The 21,625-nt window shown below is 35.7% G+C and carries 16 protein-coding genes and 1 pseudogene; 8 read left to right on the forward strand and 9 right to left on the reverse strand.

Annotation, left to right across the window (positions count from 1 at the left end):
- Both Q0992_RS00515 and Q0992_RS00520 read right to left on the reverse strand, forming a co-directional pair.
- A partial coding sequence (locus Q0992_RS00515; RefSeq protein ID WP_299519169.1) for a PKD domain-containing protein occupies nucleotides 1–2,891 on the reverse strand: 2,891 nt, incomplete at its 3' end.
- A gap of 11 nt (nucleotides 2,892–2,902) precedes the next feature.
- A complete protein-coding gene (locus tag Q0992_RS00520; RefSeq protein WP_299519171.1) occupies nucleotides 2,903–3,364 on the reverse strand; it encodes a hypothetical protein in 462 nt (153 codons plus the stop codon).
- A gap of 196 nt (nucleotides 3,365–3,560) precedes the next feature.
- On the opposite strand from Q0992_RS00520, the gene folE reads away from it, so the two are divergent.
- The 5 genes from folE (at nucleotide 3,561) to Q0992_RS00545 (ending at nucleotide 7,401) form a co-directional block, all read left to right on the forward strand.
- On the forward strand, nucleotides 3,561–4,238 hold the full coding sequence (gene folE, locus Q0992_RS00525; RefSeq protein ID WP_299519173.1) for a GTP cyclohydrolase I FolE: 678 nt from the start codon (nucleotides 3,561–3,563) through the stop codon (nucleotides 4,236–4,238).
- A 58-nt stretch (nucleotides 4,239–4,296) separates the two neighbouring features.
- Complete coding sequence (gene cysS, locus Q0992_RS00530) at nucleotides 4,297–5,778, forward strand: cysteine--tRNA ligase (protein WP_299519176.1); 1,482 nt, start codon at nucleotides 4,297–4,299, stop codon at nucleotides 5,776–5,778.
- 2 nt (nucleotides 5,779–5,780) lie between these two features.
- Complete coding sequence (yidD, locus tag Q0992_RS00535; protein ID WP_299519178.1) at nucleotides 5,781–6,014, forward strand: membrane protein insertion efficiency factor YidD; 234 nt, start codon at nucleotides 5,781–5,783, stop codon at nucleotides 6,012–6,014.
- Between the two features lie 65 nt (nucleotides 6,015–6,079).
- On the forward strand, nucleotides 6,080–6,904 hold the full coding sequence (gene lgt / locus Q0992_RS00540; RefSeq protein ID WP_299519180.1) for a prolipoprotein diacylglyceryl transferase: 825 nt from the start codon (nucleotides 6,080–6,082) through the stop codon (nucleotides 6,902–6,904).
- The gene (locus Q0992_RS00545) at nucleotides 6,904–7,401 is read left to right on the forward strand and encodes a DUF192 domain-containing protein (protein ID WP_299519183.1); all 498 of its coding nucleotides are present in this window, start codon (nucleotides 6,904–6,906) and stop codon (nucleotides 7,399–7,401) included. Before lgt ends, Q0992_RS00545 begins: the two co-directional genes overlap by 1 nt.
- 153 nt (nucleotides 7,402–7,554) lie before the next feature.
- Here Q0992_RS00545 and secDF read toward each other — a convergent pair whose 3' ends face one another.
- From secDF to Q0992_RS00575, 6 genes are all read right to left on the reverse strand, one after another.
- Nucleotides 7,555–10,602, reverse strand: coding sequence for a protein translocase subunit SecDF (gene secDF, locus Q0992_RS00550; RefSeq protein WP_299519185.1), 3,048 nt, complete (start codon nucleotides 10,600–10,602; stop codon nucleotides 7,555–7,557).
- Nucleotides 10,603–10,761: 159 nt separating this feature from the next.
- Nucleotides 10,762–11,373: a hypothetical protein gene (locus Q0992_RS00555; protein ID WP_299519187.1), complete on the reverse strand. Its 612-nt coding sequence runs from the start codon at nucleotides 11,371–11,373 to the stop codon at nucleotides 10,762–10,764.
- A gap of 74 nt (nucleotides 11,374–11,447) precedes the next feature.
- Nucleotides 11,448–12,374 (reverse strand): malate dehydrogenase, encoded by a 927-nt coding sequence (gene mdh / locus Q0992_RS00560; protein ID WP_299519189.1) that lies wholly within the window; start codon nucleotides 12,372–12,374, stop codon nucleotides 11,448–11,450.
- 146 nt (nucleotides 12,375–12,520) lie between these two features.
- On the reverse strand, nucleotides 12,521–13,537 hold the full coding sequence (locus tag Q0992_RS00565; RefSeq protein WP_299519191.1) for a DUF6588 family protein: 1,017 nt from the start codon (nucleotides 13,535–13,537) through the stop codon (nucleotides 12,521–12,523).
- Nucleotides 13,538–13,693: 156 nt separating this feature from the next.
- Complete coding sequence (gene gyrB, locus Q0992_RS00570; RefSeq protein WP_299519192.1) at nucleotides 13,694–15,631, reverse strand: DNA topoisomerase (ATP-hydrolyzing) subunit B; 1,938 nt, start codon at nucleotides 15,629–15,631, stop codon at nucleotides 13,694–13,696.
- Between the two features lie 262 nt (nucleotides 15,632–15,893).
- Nucleotides 15,894–16,487: a DUF6090 family protein gene (locus Q0992_RS00575; protein ID WP_299519193.1), complete on the reverse strand. Its 594-nt coding sequence runs from the start codon at nucleotides 16,485–16,487 to the stop codon at nucleotides 15,894–15,896.
- 246 nt (nucleotides 16,488–16,733) lie between these two features.
- On the opposite strand from Q0992_RS00575, the gene Q0992_RS00580 reads away from it, so the two are divergent.
- On the forward strand, nucleotides 16,734–17,831 hold the full coding sequence (locus Q0992_RS00580; protein WP_299519195.1) for an acyloxyacyl hydrolase: 1,098 nt from the start codon (nucleotides 16,734–16,736) through the stop codon (nucleotides 17,829–17,831).
- A gap of 98 nt (nucleotides 17,832–17,929) precedes the next feature.
- Here Q0992_RS00580 and asnB read toward each other — a convergent pair.
- A pseudogene (gene asnB, locus Q0992_RS00585) lies at nucleotides 17,930–18,252 on the reverse strand (asparagine synthase B); the annotation flags it as partial.
- Between the two features lie 277 nt (nucleotides 18,253–18,529).
- Here asnB and Q0992_RS00590 point away from each other — a divergent pair.
- Together Q0992_RS00590 and Q0992_RS00595 are read left to right on the forward strand one after the other, a co-directional pair.
- Nucleotides 18,530–21,091: a T9SS type A sorting domain-containing protein gene (locus Q0992_RS00590; RefSeq protein WP_299519197.1), complete on the forward strand. Its 2,562-nt coding sequence runs from the start codon at nucleotides 18,530–18,532 to the stop codon at nucleotides 21,089–21,091.
- Between the two features lie 98 nt (nucleotides 21,092–21,189).
- The coding region (locus Q0992_RS00595; protein WP_299519198.1) for a tetratricopeptide repeat protein at nucleotides 21,190–21,625 on the forward strand (436 nt) is incomplete at its 3' end.

Below are 21,625 nucleotides of genomic sequence, written 5' to 3' on the forward strand. Positions count from 1 at the left end.
CTGAAGGTACCGCCAGAGGTGCCCGTTACCGTTGCTGTACCCCCATCACAGGTGGGTGCTACCGTAAACGATGCGTTATCCGCATCCAGTACCGTTACGCCCTGTGTCGAGGATTGCGGACAGGCCCCTGAGGTGGTATATTCTACCGTGTAGGTCGTACCCGGAATACCGCCGGTTATGGTTCCCGTGGCCGGATCTATTACAGCGCCGTCACCTAAATCGGGATTGAACGCAAAGCCCCCGCCGGGGGTGCCCGTTACCGTTGCGGTGCCACCGTCACAGGTCGCCGTCAGTATAAAACCCGGGTCGTCTAATGTCAATATCGTCAGATTCTGGGTGCTTGACGCAGGGCAGGTACCAGAGGTAACGTACTCTATGGTATATGTGTTCCCTGGGGTAGCATTTGTTACCTCTCCTGTATTTGGGTCTATGACTGCGGCATCTGTTGGTAAAGGATTAAAACTAAACAAACCACCTGTATCCCCTGTAATAGTAGCGGTACCACCATCACATGTCGCCGTGAACGTGAAGGAAGGGTCGTCAATATCAATAACGTTAAAAGTTTGAGCGTTTACAGAAGGACAAACACCATTAGTTGTATATTCAATTGTGTAAGTTGCACCAGAAGTACCTCCTGTAACCTCACCTGTATTAGGGTTAATTACCGCACCATCGGTTGGTGCAGGATTAAATGTAAATGCTCCACCTAATGTACCCGTTATATTGACTATAGCACCATCGCAAGTAGGGGTAATAGTGAAAGATGCATCATCTCTTGGATTAACCACAAGGTTGAATAAAGGGTTAGCTGTGGCATTATAACAATTAGAATCACCTACACTCTCGACTCTAACGTATATTGGTTCTAAATTTATTATACCATTAGTGTATAAGTTTGGAAGTACACCAGTGCCAGCATCTGCATCAGCAAAACTTAAATGGTAAGTGACATTAAAATCTGTAGCAGCTTGCGTTCCTAAAACACCTAATGTTTGTAAGCTCAAATCAAACTCTTCAAAACCATCATTAGAAGGATCATCACATAACACCAAATCTGGCACAGCATTAGTAACTGGCTGTCCAGAAAGACCTAATGTAAAAGGGAAAACCTCGTTACATCCAGATGTTAAATACTCAATTCTTACATAAATAGTTTCTCCATCTGTTCCGGAATAATTGTTACTACCTACAATAGCATCAATATCATTTTCAGCATCTGCTTGACTGTTATGATAAGTTACAACCAAATCACTAGCATTAGTTGCACTTGCCGTTACAACATTAGTGTTTAGCTCTAAATTGAAATTATAAGGTGGTGCTCCAGGATCACAAATTATTAGATTATTTGGTAGCTCTGTAATTAATTCAGGTAATACATCGATACAAACCTCTTCGGTATATTCGCAACCAAAATCATCTACAGCGCGATAAGTGTAACAAAATTCACCACTATTAGGTGGTTCAACAGTTATTACATTACCTGTTGTATTTGTAATGGTAGAATCAGTATCCCAAGCTTCACTCACTATCGTATTTGATGGTGGAACTAACGAGGCATCAAAATTTAAATTCCAAGAAAACAAAGTCCCATCATCAGCAGCCCAAGAATCAATAATTATAAAGGTCCAGTCTCCATTTAAAGGGGTCCCTAATAGATTATCAAAAGATGATGATGGTAACGCAGCATATGTACCAGCAGGAATGTCATTTGTTCCTACCGAAGCATCGTCTAAAGTTTGAGTTGCAGTAGGAGAAAAACAATATTGTAACCCCGTACCTGGGTTACCATTATCAGCTTGATCAGGGATACCTAAATTATCCCCTGGATCTGTTCCATCTTGATACTCAAGAAAAAGTACTTGAGATCCATTTGGTGCTTCAAGAATAATTGTTAAATCACCCATAAAGGAATGTTCCATAACTGCACAAAAATCTGTAATCTGTGTAACATCAGTTAATAATTGACCTGGTCCATAACAGTCAACTGTAATGGTTGATGTGTATGACGTAGCAAGACCAGTGGAAGGGGTGTCTTCGAGCCAAGTTTGATCAAAAATTTCTGGAGCACAATCTTCAAATTGAGGAATTGATGCTACACCTGTAATGGTCGTAGTTTCCCCAAAACAGATTGTACTTTCTGAAGCCTCTGTTCCTGTAAAATCAATTTCAGGGGAAACCCTTACAACTTGACTTATAGAGTTTAGGTTTGTACAACCTAGTGGGTTGGTATCGGTAATTAACAAAGACACAACATATATCCCAGGCTCAGCGTAAGTAGCTGTAACTGACTGACCAGTAGCAGTCGTTGAATTACCAAAATCCCACTCATATGTTGCCCCTGTACCATTAACAGAGAAAATACCACTTCCTTCAAAATCAACTTCACCACCTGCACAAATTAGAATTTCACCATTGGCATTTGCAGTAGGAGTAGAGGAATCTAATTGTGCCGTTATGTCCTGACAGGGAGTTAAGCAAGATATTTCTGCCTCCCAACCACTAATATTACCTGAACCGTTAGAAACAAATTGTATTGTTATACACCCAGTCGTATTGGTGTCTGAAGCTTCGATAAAACCTGGACTGTTATTACCAGAGAAATCACCAAAGGGTGGAGCGGCAACAGAATCTCCATCAAAAATTGTCATTATATCTGGTTCAACTCCTAATTGGGTAACAAATGCCGTAAAGTTTAATTGAATCTTTTGTCCTGTATTTTCAGGACATATTGTTAAAACAAAATTTTCATCATTAGCATAGTTCCCAAACTCACCGCCTGAATCATAAAAATTTCCATCACATTGGCTCACTGTCCCATTTTGCATATTAACATCTTGAGACAATAGAATAGATGAAAAAAGCAAAGCTATAATAGTACTAATAAATTTCATGTGGTAAATTTTTATTGGTTTTGGGCCTTTACAAAGATGTAGTAATTGGTATTATCGACGTGATACATAGAACCGCCTCTGGCATAAAAATTAAAATCATACTTCAAAGGATTAAAATTATTTATATCAAAGGTTTTTACATTGACATAAGTTTTAGTAGATTCACCTAACACTTCAACTTCCGATAGCTTCTGACAATCTTTTACATCCTTCTGATTGGTTATCATTTTAACCTCAATACGATTCCTAAGTATGTTCTTAATAGATTTTAGACGGTGGGCATCATTAAAAACCAGCTTTTCAGCCGAATCACCATAGACCTCAATAACCTGAGATCTCTCTTTAGCTGTTAGGGGTAATTTAACGTTGTCGTCATATTTAGCAAGTGGAAGTGGTTGTTTTTGTATTTTTTGTTGCCCAAAAATGCAAATAGGCAAAAGCATTACAATAACAATAGTTAGTAATTTATTCATGGCTTAACCGTAATTTAAAGTTTCGAAAATTAAGAAAATTTTAGAAAAACCGCTGTTAATTCGTCAATGTTATTAGCATTTAAACGGTTTTAATTATATAACAGCTATAATTCCAAAAGTCCTACCTTAATTAAACTACTTTTATTATGTATCTTTGCAATTCTCTTTAAGAGATTGATTAATTATTATTTTGACTATGAAAATCGACAACGATTTTAACGATATAGATGCCTTAGGTGATAACCATATTGGGTCATCCAGCGAAACACCATTGCGTCAAGACGCCTTTAAACTTTCCAGCGAAGAAAAGATTGATATTATAAAAGATGATGTAAGGCATATTATGGAAACATTAGGTCTAGATCTTAATGATGATAGCCTTAGTGGCACACCAAATAGAGTTGCAAAAATGTTTGTCAATGAGATTTTTGGCGGTTTAGATCCCGATAAAAAACCCAGTTCTTCTACATTCGACAATAAATATAAGTACGGTGAAATGTTAGTAGAGAAAAACATTACGGTCTACTCTACTTGCGAACATCACTTATTACCAATTGTTGGTAAAGCGCATGTGGCATATATTTCTAATGGAACAGTTGTTGGTCTTTCCAAGATGAATCGTATTGTAGATTATTTTGCTAAGCGTCCCCAGGTGCAAGAACGTCTTACCATACAAATTGTAAAAGAACTGCAAGATGTTTTAAATACCGAAGATGTGGCTTGTGTTATAGATGCTAAGCATCTCTGCGTAAATTCTCGTGGTATTAGAGATATTGAAAGTAGTACCGTTACTTCAGAATTTGGTGGAAAATTCAAGGAGAAAGAGACACGCAGAGAATTCTTGGATTACATTCAATTAGATACCAAATTTTAACTTGTTTAATCTTAGTTAGTTCTTTAGCTTTGTTTAAATATTTATTGGAATAAGCTATATGCCTCTTTACGAATCACAGACCTTAAGAATTTACAATTCTCTTTCAGGAGAAAAAGAAGCCTTCATGCCTATAAATGAAGGCTATGTGGGCATGTATGTGTGTGGACCAACAGTTTACAGCAATGTTCATTTAGGTAATGTGAGAACTTTTATGTCCTTTGATATGATTTACAGATACCTTTTACATTTAGGGTATAAGGTTAGATATGTAAGAAATATAACCGATGCTGGACATTTAGAAAATGATGCTGATGAGGGTGAAGATAAAATTTCTAAAAAGGCACGTTTAGAACAAATAGAACCTATGGAGGTTGTTCAGCGCTATACGGTAGATTTTCATAATGTTCTTAATACACTAAATTTTCTGCCACCAAATATAGAACCAACTGCTACTGGGCACTTAATAGAGCAAATAGAAATTATTAAAATGATTATTGATAATGGCTTTGCTTATACCGTAAATGGGTCAGTGTATTTTGATGTTCATAAATACAATGAAGCACATGATTATGGGGTGTTAAGTAAGAGAAAATTAGAAGACTTAATTAACAATACGCGCGAATTACAGGGACAAGGTGATAAAAAAAATCCACAAGATTTTGCTCTGTGGAAAAAAGCAGATGCCAAACATATTATGAAGTGGCCATCTCCTTGGGGTGACGGTTTTCCTGGCTGGCACATAGAGTGTACCGCTATGAGCACCAAATATTTAGGTGAAAATTTTGATATTCACGGTGGTGGCATAGATCTAAAATTTCCACATCATGAAAGCGAAATTGCTCAGAATGTAGCAGCAAGAGGTATTGCACCTGTAAATTATTGGATTCATACTAATATGTTGCATCTTAACGGGCAGCGTATGGCTAAAAGTACTGGCAATACCGTAAATCCTCACGAGTTACTTTCTGGTAATAATAAATTTTTCAGTAAAGCGTACTCCCCAAGTGTTATCCGTTTCTTTAATGCCCAATCGTCTTATCGTAGCATTTTAGATCTTACAAATGATGGTTTATTAGCTAGTGAAAAAGGGTTTAATAGGCTGATGGAGGCTATCAATACTCTTGATGAATTACCTGCTGGAAATACTTCGACATTTAATGTCCCTGAATGGAGACAAAAATGCTATAACGCCATGAATGATGATTTTAACTCACCTATTCTTATTGCCCATCTTTTTGAAGCCTCAAAATTGGTTAATCAAATTAAAAATAATAAGGCCTCATTAACTCTTGAAGACCTAGAGCTACTGAAGAAAACCATGAGCGACTTTACATTTGATGTTCTTGGTTTAGTTAATGTTGCTAAAGAAGATTCTAGTGCAGATAAGTTATCTGCTGCGGTTGAAATATTAATCAATTTAAGAAATGAAGCAAGACAAAATAAAGATTTTACTTTATCCGACAAGATAAGAGATGAGCTAGCTGAAGTCGGAATTCAGTTAAAGGATAGTAGGGAGGGTACAACATTTACGACTAACTGATCGTGAAAAAAGTACTAACATATCCTTTTCTATTTTTAATTAAGGTCTATCAAACTGTAATTTCTCCTATTACGCCAGCTACTTGCCGATATCAACCAACATGTTCACATTATGCTAAAGAAGCTCTTGAGGTGCATGGCTTGTTTAAGGGTGGAAAGTTAGCTTTGAAACGTATTTTCAGTTGTCATCCTTGGGGAGGAAAAGGTTATGATCCTGTTCCCCCAAAAGAGGATTAATATAACGTTAATCTCGTTTTCAATCTGTTTCAAAATAGTATATTTACAGCATAAAGTAAACATGTATGCATTTTTTACAGACGCCCTGGAAACCTATTAAATCTATCGATTTAGGTTTTTTTGAACTTCATTTTTATAGTGTGATGTGGATTATCGCCTTTATTCTAGGATTTTACATCACAAAACGAATTTGGAAAAATGAAAATCAGTCGAGTGAGTCCCTAGATTCTTTATTTATCTATTCTGTTTTGGGAATTATGATTGGTGCCCGATTGGGTCATGTGATTTTTTATCAATCTGAATTATTTAAGGAAGACTTCTTTAGCATCTTCTTACCCTTCAGTTTTAAAGATGGTATTCGCTTTACGGGTTTTGCAGGTCTTGCCAGTCATGGTGCGGCTATTGGTATGATCATATCAATGTATCTGTTTAATAAAAGAGTTTTAAAAAAGAGTATTCTCTGGATATTGGATCGGGTAGTTGTGGCAACCGCTTTAGGTGCTGTTTTTGTTCGGATTGGAAACTTTATTAATTCTGAAATTGTTGGAAAAGAAACAGATAGTGCTTTAGGAATCATATTTGTTGATAATGGTGAAACTTTTGCGCGTCACCCAGCGCAATTGTATGAAGCCTTTTGCTACATTTTTGTGTTTTTGGTTTTACTATATTTTTATTGGAAAACCAATAAATCTAAACAAGAAGGATTTTTATTTGGCCTATTTTTAGTTCTTCTTTGGACAGTAAGATTCTTTGTGGAGTTTGTTAAAGAAGCACAGGTTGATGAACGTGCAGACTGGGCCTTAAATACTGGACAATGGTTAAGTATCCCATTTATTCTAATAGGGCTTTACTTTATGTTTATTTACAAACCTAAAAAGCCAATTGAGTAATGCGACTTCGTACATTCTGTAAATACACCTTTTTAGTTGTTGGTCTTAGCTTGTCAGTTAGTTGTAAGGAAGAAGAAAAGTCCAAAACAGAAGATAAAGTTGTCGTTAGCTTCAAAAAAGAAGGCGTTTTGCAGCTCAAAAAAACAAATTCTGATTCTATCATAAAAACGCTCGATATTGAAATTGCCGATAATGAGTACGAAACCCAAACAGGCTTAATGTACAGAACTGAGCTCGCCACAAATCAAGGTATGTTATTTATATTTCCTAATGTGCAAATGCGAAGTTTCTATATGAAGAATACTAAAATTCCTTTGGATATTATTTATATCGATGAGGATAAAAAAATTGTGAGTTTTCAGAAGAATGCGAAGCCTCTTGATGAATCCTCATTGCCATCCGAATTTCCTGCTAAATATGTTTTGGAAATTAATGCTGGTCTTTCAGATGAATGGCAACTTGAGGTTGGTGATTCGATAGAATATGAAATTCAATAATTTAAATTATACAAAAAATTAAAAAGCCTTTCTGTTCAGAAAGGCTTTTTAATTTTATATGGGACACTTCGACTGCTACGCAGGGTGCTTTCAATCAAAATATATTTTGATTTCAACCAATGCTCAGTGTGACATATAGTTTGTTTTACAAACTTACTCTTCGTCTTCCTCTTTGACTTTTTTCTTAAGTGATTCTGCAGCATCACCTTTTTTAGCGGTATCGTACATCAATGGTGTTGCAATGAACATCGAAGAATAGGTACCAACAATAACACCAACGATTAAGGCGAATAATAAGCCTCTTAATGAATCCGCTCCAAAAATAAACATGGCCAATAACACTACTAAGGTCGTTACCGACGTATTTAGTGTTCTACTTAACGTACTATTTAGTGAGGCATTAATGGTTCTACCAAACTCCCAAGAGGTATGCTCGTTTAAGAATTCCCTAATTCTATCGAATACAACCACTGTATCATTCAGCGAGTAACCGATTACCGTTAAAATCGCTGCAATAAATGCTTGATCGATTTCCATGCTGAATGGCATAAACTTCCATGTTAATGAGAAGATACCCAATACTATTAATACATCATGGAAAACAGCGGCAACCGCACCTAACGAGAACTGCCATCTCTTAAATCTAAATAAGATATAAAGGAACACGACTACAAGAGAACCTAAAACAGCCCAGAACGATGACTTCTTGATATCATCTGCAATTGTTGGACTCACTTTACTAGATAGCATCTTCCCAATTTTTGCTTCACCAGAACCATCTTGAAACTGCGTATAGGTCATACCATCTGGCAAGTAAGGTTTTAGAGCTTCAAAAAGTTTTGTTTGAATTTCTTCATCAGCTTCTACCGAGTTATCTTCAACTCTGTATTTGGTAGAGATTTTTAGTTGATTTGCTGCACCAATAGTTTTCACTTCAGCACTTCCAAAAACCGCAGGATTGATCAATACATTAGTAATCTCCTCCGTACTTACTGGTTGTTCAAAACGTACTTGGTAAGTTCTTCCCCCTACAAAATCAATCCCTTGATCTAATTTATTGGTAAATAAGGATATGATACTAGCAGTTAATAATACACCAGAAATGATATAAGCAATCTTACGCTTCTTCAAGAAGTTAATATTCACATTCTTGAATAAGCCCTTAGTCATCGCTGTCGAAAAATCTAAGGTTCCGCCTCTATTTGTCCACCAATCAATTAATAAACGTGTAATAAATATAGCTGTGAATAACGAGGTTAAGATACCAATGATTAATGTCGTAGCAAATCCTTTAATTGGTCCTGTTCCGAAGACAAATAATATAAGTGCCGTAAGACCTGTCGTAATATTCGCATCTAAAATTGACGATAAGGCATTAGCAAAGCCATCTTTAATGGATTCTTTTTGCGATTTTCCTTTGGCTAACTCTTCGCGAATACGCTCAAAAATTAGTACGTTGGCATCAACAGAAATACCTATCGTTAATACGATACCTGCAATACCTGGCAAGGTTAATACCGCTCCTAAACTTGCTAGTACTCCGAAGATTAACAAGATATTCAACAATAAAGCAATATCTGCAAAAATACCTGCTTTACCATAATAGAAAATCATCCAAATTAACACAAACGCAAGTGCGATAAGGAAAGATTTCATTCCACTGTCAATAGCTTCTTGCCCAAGTGATGGCCCTACTTCATCAGCTTGAATAATTTCTGCTGATGCTGGTAATTTACCGGCTCTTAATACATTCGCCAAATCCACAGCTTCAGTTAATGTAAAGGCGCCAGAAATTTGAGAATTTCCACCAGCTATTGGTCCTGTAGATACACTAGGCGCTGAATATACAATATCATCTAAGACAATAGCGATATAACCTTGAGTTTCATAAGCCACTTTTGTCATTGCCTCCCAGATTTTTGCTCCTTTAGCATTCATCTGCATACTTACTGCTGGTCTGCTTATTTGGTCATAATCTTGTCTTGCATCAGTAATAACTGCACCACTCAATTGTGGTTGACCATCTCTATTGCTCTTAATAGCATATAGCTCTGAAAACTCAGAATCTTTAGCTTGGATTCCCCAGACAAATTTTGCATAACGCATTTCTGAAGGTAACTTTGCTCTGTTCTGTGGAGCGTTAAGTGCTTCTAAAACTTTCTTTTTATCCTTAGCTAAGAATCTTGCTATGACTGGTCCATTCCCAGGACCTTGAATTCCGAGTGGATTAATATCCGCTACATTCGTTGTATCAGCTTCTATCTGCCCTGTTAACTCGTCAATGGCACTAGATGTTGAATCTTGCTCTACTTCATTAACCTCAGTATCTTCACTCTCTTGCTCTTCTGCTTTAGCAGCTTCAACCATAGCTTGGTTTACTTCAAATACGTAAGGCATCAACTCTTCTGCCTTATAGGTATCCCAGAACTGTAACTGTGCTGTTTTAGTGATGATATCCACTACACGTTTTTTATCTCTAGCGCCTGGTAATTCTATGAGAATACGGCCAGAATTCCCTAAACGTTGAATGTTTGGCGACGATACACCAAAACCATCAATACGGTTACGTAATACTTCAAAAGCGGAAACAATGGATTCATCTATTTTTTGCTCTAAAACGCTTTTTACTTCATCATCTGACATATCAAATTTAATGTCATCACTTAAATCACGATTGGCAAAAATATCTGGTGAAGCCAATTTAGTGTCACCTTTAATAGCATCAAATGCTCTGAAAAACGATTCCAAATACGATTCTTGAGCGTCTTTCTGTAGTTCCTCAGCATCAGCCAAAGCTTTATTAAATACAGGATCTTTACTATTGTTAGCCAATCCTTTTAATATATCCTTTACGGAAATCTGAATAATAGCATTGATACCCCCTTTAAGGTCTAGCCCCAATTTCATGGCGTTACTTTCAACCTCATTATAGGTATATTTTGATATCAATAAGTCATAAACCTCAATTGATTCTGACTTATCACCTACTTGAATCTTTGATGTCTTTAAAGAATCTAAGTAGTCTATTTCTGCCTGGGTTCTTAAGTCTTGGTAATCCTTTACTGTTTCGTCATACTTGGCTATTGCAGCTATTCTTGCTTCATCTTCAATTTGGTTGGCTTTAAAGGTAAAAGACAACTGGTAAATACTTACCAAACCAAATAATAACGCAAACAGTTTAATTATTCCTTTGTTTTGCATTTTTGTTTTGTTTTTCGTCTGATTGTTAAGGCGACAATATTGAATTTAATACGCCATCAGACTATTTATGTTAATATATAATCGATTGAACTTTTGCTTTTTTTGATTGACAAAAAGCGGTGTGTAAATAAATGGGAACTATATCTGATTTTGAATTCCCTATGATGAAGGTCCAGCCCTTACTTCTGGAATGATGTAAGAGTAATTATCTAGAAATAACTTCTTTTGAGTGGAACTAATAAGTCTCTTAACACCTACACTAATAAAGTCTGAATGATTTTGATAGCCTGAATTGCTTTTCTTAAGATTATTAAAACGGTCACTTTTTTGATTATGTTCTACAACTTGAACACCATCAAAACCCCAATCCGATGTATTACTGTTTTCATAAATTTCAGAGATATCTAACTTGTAACTCTCTGGTTTCTCTTCTGTAGGAATTTTACTGGATAGTTCATCCGCAAAACCATGTGTTAGTTTGAAGGTTTCGTTGTCTGAAAGTATATTTTGAATCTCCTCGACACCAGTAGTACTGTAATAGGTAATTTTGAGATGACCATCCTGATTTTGCCCAACTTGAATCTGCTTTACGCCAACGACATGAAGCTTTGTTTTAATAACTTCAATTGTTTTTTCAGTATCATTTTCACTGATTTCAGTATTAGAAAACTGAACAACTATCTGCTGATTAGGTGCAACAGAGTTTTCTAAATACCTAACAAGAAAGGTGATTAGAAGAATTAAAATACCAAAATGTAGTTTGGATTTCATCCCGCGAATATAGCAAAAAAATAAAGACCGTATTTCTACGATCTTTATGTCATAATTAAAATATCTTAATTGTTCTAAAACTCTAAAAGTCCATTGGTCTTCTTAACACCTTCGGCACTTTCGGCTAGGTGCACTTTTTCTGCTTCGCTTAATGGTACATCAACAATTTGTTCTATACCATTTCGACCTAAAATGACTGGTACACCAATACAAAGGTCGCTTAGTCCGTATTCACCATCCAATAGCGTAGAACAAGGGAACATTTTCTTTTGGTCACATGCAATGGCTTGTACCAATGCACTTACTGCAGCACCTGGTGCATACCAAGCAGATGTTCCTAACAATTTCGTTAAAGTAGCTCCACCAACTTTAGTGTCTTCTTTAACCTGATTTAAACGTTCTTCAGAAATGAACTCTGAAACATTAATACTATTTCTGGTGGCATGAGACGTTAATGGCACCATCCCTTTATCGCTGTGACCGCCAATCACCATACCATCGATATCACTAATCGGTGCATCAAGAGCTTCGGCCAATCTATATTTAAAACGTGCTGAGTCTAAAGCTCCACCCATTCCAATAATTCTATGTTTAGGTAAATCCGTAGTTTTATGTGCTAAATAGGTCATCGTATCCATAGGATTACTCACTACTATAAGAATGGTATTTGGAGAGTGTTCAACCAAACTTGCAGAAACAGATTTTACAATACCAGCATTAATGCCAATCAATTCTTCACGAGTCATACCTGGTTTACGGGGAATACCCGAAGTAATGACACAAACATCACTATTTGCCGTTTTAGAATAATCGTTTGTGCTTCCTGTAATTTTTGTATCAAATCCATTTAAAGAAGCACACTGCATTAAGTCCATGGCCTTACCTTCAGCATAGCCTTCTTTGATATCTAAGATAACAACTTCGGAAGCAAAATTCTTAATAGCAATATATTCTGCACAACTTGCGCCAACTGCACCAGCGCCAACTACGGTTATTTTCATTTCATTTTTGTTTTTAGCGTTAAAAAAATCGATTACAAATTTAACGCTTTACACCCAAAATTCAATGACATATGTCATAGTATTAGGAAATAAAAAAGTAGCTTTAAAAGCTACTTTTATTTTATAAATCTAAAGTTTCAATATTTTTATCTAAATCCAAAATTGACACCTACTGAAAATGCATCAAATTCAGAAAGATGATATTCTGCATTCAATCTAAAAAATCCTAGTTTTAATTTTGCTCCTAAGGTACCTCTAACTGATGAAACCTCGCTAGATACTGAAAAAGGATCAACTATAGTTTCAGAAACTAAGATTCCATCAGTGACCGTATAGCTACCTAAAAGATCAGACTCTGATTTTCCAGTTATATAACCTAGTCCACCATAAAGATTAAATACTGGGAGTTTAGTAGAAACTGCTAACTGAAACAACCATGTATTAGTATTATTTTCCAATCTTTGGTTTTCACCTTCTATTCCCGAAGACTCTGTGATGTCATACGAGCCATCCAAATGATTATAAGCTACTAATGCAGATAACGCTACTGGCCATAACTTGTCAGCAGGTAACCATTCTGTAAATTCTAATTGAAGTCCGGCACCATACATACTTAAATTAACATCATCAGTATCAATTTTTGGAAAATATCTTGCCTTTACCTCTATCCCACTACCTAAACCGACTGCACCTTGAAGAAAAGCCGTTGGCAATAAATTTGCACTTTGATCTCCAATACCTTGTGGTAATTCTAATTCAACGGTTTGTGATCCAAAAATTGGATCGTCATATTCTACTTCCACAAAAATTACTGGATTATTTTCACCCAGAACAGAAGCCACATTTTGTGCACTTGGACCTTGCACAAATTGAATGTTATTATATTCCGAAGTATCCATGTTAAAGGTTTTATCTTCATCATTCACTAAAGTGGCGTTTGCGACAATGGAAATCTCAAAACCACCAAGGGGCTTTACTTTGGCTGAATTAAACCAATTAGCATTCATACTAAACATGAGTCCGTTGGTCCCAGAGGCCAAGTAATCATTGGCAAATCGTTGTGCATCCTCTACACCTGCAGCAAGCAAGACATCTATATCATTTTGTGCTTTTGCAATGGACAAAGACGCGAATAGAGCAACAAATAAAACTAGTTTTTTCATTTGGATTAAGTTTAAATATTGGATTTCAAATATAATAAAATATCATTGAAAAACGCGTTTTATCGTTATAAATTGCATTTCAACGAATTTTAGTATAAAAAAAACAGCTACGATATACGTAACTGTTTTACAAAAATTATTTGTAGATAGCTTTACCTAAGCATCGATATTGGCATAAATCGCATTCTTTTCAATGAATTCCCTACGTGGTGGTACTTCATCACCCATTAACATAGAGAAAATACGATCGGCTTCTGTACCATTATCTATTTGTACTTGGCGCATCGTTCTGAATTCTGGGTCCATAGTCGTATCCCACAGTTGCTCTGCATTCATCTCACCAAGACCTTTATAGCGCTGAATTTTGGCACCATCGCCAAATTGTTCTATGATTTCATCACGTTCCTTATCGGACCATGCATACTGTTTTTTCGCCCCTTTCTTTACCAAATATAATGGTGGTGTTGCAATATAGACATGCCCATTCTCTACAAGCTCTCTCATATACCTGAAGAAAAATGTTAGAATAAGTGTTGCAATGTGACTACCATCAATATCCGCATCACACATAATCACAATTTTGTGGTATCTCAATTTTGAAAGGTTTAATGCTCTTGGATCTTCTTCTGTACCTATGGTAACACCAAGTGCTGTAAATATGTTTTTGATTTCCTCATTTTCAAACACTTTGTGTTGCATGGCTTTTTCAACATTAAGAATCTTTCCTCGTAATGGCAATATAGCCTGGAAATTTCTATCTCTACCAGCTTTAGCAGTTCCTCCTGCAGAATCACCCTCTACAAGATACAATTCGCACTTTTCTGGATCTTGCTCAGAACAGTCTGATAGTTTACCTGGTAAACCGCCTATACTCATGACCGTTTTACGCTGTACCATCTCGCGTGCTTTCTGTGCAGCATGACGCGCTTGAGCAGCTAAGATTACCTTCTGAACAATAGTTTTAGCATCCTCTGGATGTTCTTCTAAATAATTCGTTAACATCTCGGAAACCGCTTGAGATACTGATGCTGAAACCTCTCTATTACCTAATTTGGTCTTAGTCTGGCCTTCAAACTGAGGCTCAGCGACTTTTACAGAAACAATAGCTGTTAAACCTTCTCGGAAATCATCACCAGAAATATCAAACTTCAATTTATCTAACATTCCTGAATTGTCTGCGTACTTCTTCAAGGTATGTGTTAATCCACGGCGGAAACCAGAAAGATGTGTTCCCCCTTCGTGTGTATTAATATTGTTTACGTAAGAATGCAAATTCTCAGCATACGATGTATTATAAACCATTGCCACCTCAACTGGGACTCCATTCTTTTCACCTTCAAAAGAAATCACATCTTTCATCAATGGTTCACGGTTACCATCCAAATACTTTACAAATTCCGGTAATCCATTTTCCGAATAAAAGGTTTCACCCTCAAAAGACCCATCTTCTTTTTTACGGCGCTTATCTACTAAGTGAATCGTAATACCTTTATTTAGGTATGCCAATTCTCTCATACGGCTCGCCAAAGTATCATAGTTATATTCTAGTGTAATTTGGAAAATCTCAGGATCTGGCTTAAAAGTAACGATGGTGCCCGTTCTATCTGAAGACCCTACTACTTTAACTGGATACATGGTTTTGCCACGCTCATATTCTTGCTCCCAAATTTTACCTTCACGATGTACAGTAGCTTTTAAGTGTTCTGACAAAGCATTAACACAACTCACACCAACACCATGCAATCCACCAGATACTTTGTAAGAATCTTTATCAAACTTACCTCCTGCACCAATTTTGGTCATTACAACTTCTAACGCTGAAACTCCTTCTTTTTTGTGAAGGCCAACAGGTATACCCCTACCATCATCTTCTGTGGTTATGGAGTTATCCTCATTTATAGTTACTGTTATGTTATCGCAATATCCTGCTAAGGCTTCATCGATAGAGTTATCTACTACCTCGTAAACCAAATGATGTAACCCTCTAACGCCAACGTCGCCAATATACATTGATGGACGCATACGGACGTGCTCCATGCCTTCTAAGGCCTGGATGCTATCGGCACCATATTGCTTTTTGTTTTCTTCGCTCATAATTATATTTAAATCTTGATTTTCTATTTATTCTATACAAAAAAAAGACGCTTTTGCGCCTCTCTTGAGTACATACAAATATACGAAATAATGAAGCTTTTTTAAAGCATTTTACCGACTTTATGCAATAATTATTAACAATTGTTAAAAAGACGAAAGTCTCTTAAAACGTCTAAAAAGCACCTTAAAATAGATTTTAATGTTTTTTTGCTATTTCAAAAAACAGAAAAAAGTCAACGTTGCTTAGAAGTCTCTTTTGGGTTTAATAAAGGGTAAGTGCGGCATCAATTTCTTCAAGATTAGAATCAAAATCACTCAACAATTGTGATTCCGAGTAGTTTACATCTTCCATTATCATTCTAACAAAGTTGATCATTTGCAAAATACCCTCTTCCGTTGTTAGATTAATCCCATAAATTCCATTACCAACGGATTGGCTCAAATCATTGTAGAATTGTATCGATGTGTATAAGTTATTTAAAGATTCCGATAATTCTAAACTAATATCTTTCATAACGCCAGACTGCAATGCTGTCTGAAATGAAGCCGTGCGTAATCTAAATATCTGATGGCCCTTCCAAAAACCTAAAGGATTTACTCCAGATGTTTTCAAAGTCTCAATATCAAGGATCCTTAAAGTATCTCTTATTATGTTATGGTAGGGAAAAACATTCTTAATCTGATTCTTATTGACCTGAATTTCTTTCTTTATACTTTTAAGTATCTGAACTTGTGCTTCTTTCGCTTTTATTCTATCATTCCAATTATTAATCTGAAGTGCTATCAAAATACCAATTATAACAAGGATGATTTCGCCAATGGCATATTTAAGATACGTCGCTGTTTTATTTTCCATAATTAGACTTTGACGAATTTTGCGAAAGAATTTAAGCATGGGCTCATTAATGAATTAAGACTTGCCAAGATTAGACTTAGATATTTATAAATGTAGTAAAATACCATGAAACAATAGTTTTACAAAATGAGGAATCAAAAAAGACAAGCTCGAAAATTTACTGGCTCATGATGCTGGAGTAATTACACAGTAATTAGTTATGAAAATAGTCATATAACACTTATCTTTCCAATGTGTAAGAGGCTTATGAAAAAATCAATTATTTGTCTATTCGCGTTGGTTTTTTTGACGTTTTTTGCGTATGCTCAAACAGAGACAACGTTTGTTGAAAGTAAACCTACATTTATAGGCATAACACTAGACTACGGGTCATTATTAAAACACGCACCAAGCTTACGTCAAATTCCCGATGCTTATCCTTCTGGAATTGGGGTTGACTGGGGCAAACTCTTACTCACGCAACGCGCATGGGACTTTTGTAGTTGTTTTCCAAAAGTAGGCATTAATCTTTCTTATTGGAGTTTTGACAATCCGGATGTATTAGGCAATGGCCTTATCGCTATGGGTTACGTTGAACCCTATTTTAGAACTCAAAAAAGAACAAATCTTTTCTTTCGAATGGGTATTGGAGGCGCTTATCTTACGCAACCATTTGATGAAATAGATAACCCATTAAATGAATCCTACAGTACCAATCTCAGTTTTGCCCTATTAGTTGGACTTGGCATCAATTACCGTCTTAACGACAAACTTAATCTCCGCTTAGCGGCTAACTATAACCACACATCAAATGGCGGTGTAAGCACACCGAATAAAGGTCTTAATTTCCCATCATTAAGTCTTGGGGTCAATTCAAGTCTTGAGGATGTGGTTTATCCTCATTTAAAAAAGATTGGCAAACGCCAGCCCCCTGAGGACAAAGAACGTATATCTATTGCTCATTTCTCTGGATGGAGTAATGCCGCCGTTGGCGATAAGGATAAATTCTATGTTTTCGGTTTTATGGGCAAATACAGTAGGTGGATTGGAGGTAGAAGTGCCATTACAGGAAGTACAGAATTAATTTTTGACTATTCCAGACGAGAACAAATTAAGCTAGATGGTGCTGATGCTAGTTTTGTTCAAGCGGCTGCCTTAGTTGGTCATGAGTTTTGGCTGGGTCGCGTTACCTTTAGTCAAGAATTGGGCATATACTATTTTAATGACTATCGCATAAATGATGATGTTTACCAGCGTTATGGCTTAAACTATCATTTTAAGAATAATCTCTTTTTTGGATTTAATTTAAAAGCCCACAGACACGTTGCCGATTTTTTTGATTTGAGAATAGGTTATACGTTTTGATTTTTTTAGGATAATTAGACTCTTAGACCATTAGGTTGTTTAAGGACAGTGCTAGTCTAATTATCTAAAAACCTAATCATCTACTTATACCATGTTTTTTAATACTCATCCTCATGAACGTTTACTACTGCCCTTCCTGAAGGATTATTCATGTTTTTGAAGGCTTCATTCCACTCTAGGGCAATTTTGGTACCGCTGGCCATACTTGGTTCTTGTGGAACGCTCAATGCCACTGAATCATTCGGGAAATGCTCTTCAAAAATCGTTCTGTAATAATATTATTCTTTGTTTTGTGGAGTTTGTATCGGAAAATGGAAATGTGCATTAGCCATTTACTCATCATCTATCGCCTTCTCAACAATTTCTTTAAGGCATCAATTCAACTGTAACCTTCACCATTACTGAATTGCTCTTTTGTTCTATCGACTGTTTTTTATTGCTCGCTTCAATATGGGCTGTGATTTTTTATTTCCTCAAAAAGAGAAAATGAAATAATTAATAAGCAACCATTTACAGACTTTTACATCCAAAAATAAACTCTGAAGTTTATTGACTTGTGAGATAAGGCTAATTAGAATGACTAAAAACTAGAGGGTTTTCCCTTATATTTTAAAACCCTTGTTTTAACTGATGTTTTGATTCGTAGTAATCCTAATCTTTATTACCTATTAAAATGCTATTAATCAAAATCTTATATCATGAAAAAAATTACATTGTCTTTGTGTCTAGTTTGTCTATTTTTTATCAGTGTCCATGGTCAACTTACGACAATTCCAGATCCAAATTTTGAACAAGCCTTAATTGATCTTGGTATAGATACAGAACCTATAAACGGTTGGGTATTTACAGGAGACATAGCCTCAGTTACATCTTTAAACATTATAAATAAAAACATATCTGATCTTACAGGTATTGAAGATTTTACAGCACTTGAGGTATTGGTGTGCAATACCAATAACTTGACAAGTTTGGATTTAAGTCAAAATTTACAGTTGGAGTCTCTTTTATGTGCCGCTAATCAACTAACCAGTCTAGATCTTTCCAATAATACGTCATTATTGTCCGTTACCTGCAATAGCAATAATATTTCCAATCTTATTATTAGTAACACTGTAGAGTTTCTAGAATGTGGCCTCAATAATCTTAACACTTTAGACCTCAACGGCCAATCAAATTTATCTATTTTACGCTGTGCCAATAATAACATAACAAATTTAAACATTGCCAATTGTACTGGTCTCACAGAATTAAACGCCAACAATAACAACTTAGTAAATGTTGATTTTAGCACTAACAATAGTCTTGAAACAGTATTTATTAATAATAACCAATTAGGAGGTTTAAATCTAAGTAATAATGGACAGCTCTTACAGGTAGAATGTACCTTTAACAATTTAAACGCCCTTGATTTTTCGAACAACACGCTCTTCGAAGATTTAGATTGTAGAAGCAATCAGCTCGTTAGCCTGGATATGCGTAATGGAAATAATAGTGTCATGGGTTTAAGTAATTTTCTTGCCACTGACAACCCTAACCTCTTTTGTATCTCTGTCGATGACGTGGCTTACTCTGATACATTTTGGCCAAATATAGATCCACAGACAGAATTTGAGTTAGATTGTAATGCTATGACTTTTGTTCCTGATGATAATTTTGAGCAGGCATTAATTGATTTAGGTTTGGATTCGGGGCCTTTGGATGATTTTGTACTTTCATCGGTCGTAAACAACATTACCTCACTTGATGTATCTAATCGAGGTATAGCGGATTTTACAGGCATTAACGCTTTTGTCAGTCTCGAGTATTTGGATGTGAGCTTAAATCCAATAACACAGAGCATAACCTTTGCAATTCCTTCATTAAGTAATCTTGAGACATTATTTTGCGCTTTCAATGAGCTCGATACCTTAGATCTAAGTGGAAACACCAATCTTATTGAACTCAATTGCAGCACTAATGATTTAACAAGTCTAGATATAAGCGCCAATACTGCATTAGAAATACTTTATTGCAATACCAATAATCTCACTACACTAAATACATCTAACAATGTATCACTTACAGAGTTGAGAATTGGAAGTAATCCTTTGAATACTTTAGATCTAAGCAATAATACCGCTCTAAACGACCTAAGATGTGGTAGTACCAGTCTATCAAATTTGGATTTAAGCAACAATACTGCTTTAACTCAAGTTTTTTGCAACAATAACCAAATTACAAATCTCGACTTAACCAACAATACACAGTTAATAGCCCTACAGTGCCAAAACAACAGTCTTTCTGGTTTAGACATTAGAAATGGTAATAATATAAATTTCGTTCAATTTCAAGCAACAGGTAATCTTAATCTAACCTGCATAGCAGTTGATGACGTGTTTTATGCAGAAACAAATTTTACTAACATTGACCCACAGACTACCTTTAGTTTAGATTGTAATTCACCTCAAACAGCTATACCTGATCCAAACTTTGAGCAAGCTTTAATAAACGCTGGTATTGATAGCGCTCCAATAAATGGATTTATACCAACGAATGATATCAATACTGTTTTAACCCTAAATGTTAACAATAATTCGATTTCCGACCTTACAGGAATTGAAGATTTTACAGCACTAGAAAGCTTAACAGTAAGCAACAATCTACTAACATCATTAGATGTTTCTAACAATACCGCTTTGGAATCGTTGGTATGTTTTAGCAATGATTTAACTGTATTGGACGTATCCAATAATTTGGCACTACAAGTCATTGTTTGCTTTGACAATGTAATTACTTCATTAGACCTAAGCAATAATTCAGCATTAACCAGCATTAACTGTTCCGCTAATTTATTAATAGCGCTTAATGTAAGAAATGGAAATAACACTAACATAACCAACCAATTCTTTAGAGCTAATAATAATAGTAATCTCAATTGTATAGAGGTAGACGATGTTGTATACTCTACCAATAATTGGTTTAATATTGATTTTCAGTCACAGTTTAGTGAAAACTGTTCTACATTGAGTATCGATGACGTTATTTTAGATTATAATACCATAAGACTATATCCAAACCCAACTTCGGATAGCGTGAATTTCATTACCCCTGAATCTATGTCAATTGAAAAACTTGAAGTCATCGATATTTCTGGTAAAATTATTGAGAGCAGAAATATTGAATCTAATTCATATTCAGTAGGGCATCTGGCAAAAGGTATGTATTTCCTTAGGCTCTTTAACAATGGTCGCGCTGTAACCAAAAGCCTGATTATAGATTAATGCCAAATCTTGGACTTGTGTACAATCTATTTCAATGGATGGTACTAAGTCCAAGTGCCTTTTATGAATTAAGCGCAAATAATTTATTAAATTAGGATATGTATTTATTTAGGCTTCTGAGTTTCTCCTTTTTTATTCTTCTAGGTTTTGAGGGCATATCTCAGACATCGACACCTAAAATTGATAGTCTGAAGCTTGTTTTAAAACAAGCAAACTCTCAGAGAGACAAGGCTAAAACCTATGCCGATATCTGTTGGGAATATTTAAACATTGATCTTAATATCTCTAAAAAATATAATGATTCCTCAAAGATTTATTACGAATCTATCAATCACAAAAAAGGAGTCTCTAATTGTACCTATCGCTATGGAGTTATTTATAGAAAAAGGGGAGAATATGATAAGGCACTTGTAAATTTCAATGATGCGCTTAAGTACGCAACAGCTACTAAAGATACATTTACAGTTGCGGACTGCAAATACCAGAAAGGTGTTGTATATGCTAGTAAAGGCGACTTTAAAAAAAGTCTTCAAG

The organism is Winogradskyella sp. (assembly GCF_028289625.1).
In the GTDB taxonomy this organism is placed as follows: Bacteria; Bacteroidota; Bacteroidia; order Flavobacteriales; family Flavobacteriaceae; genus Winogradskyella.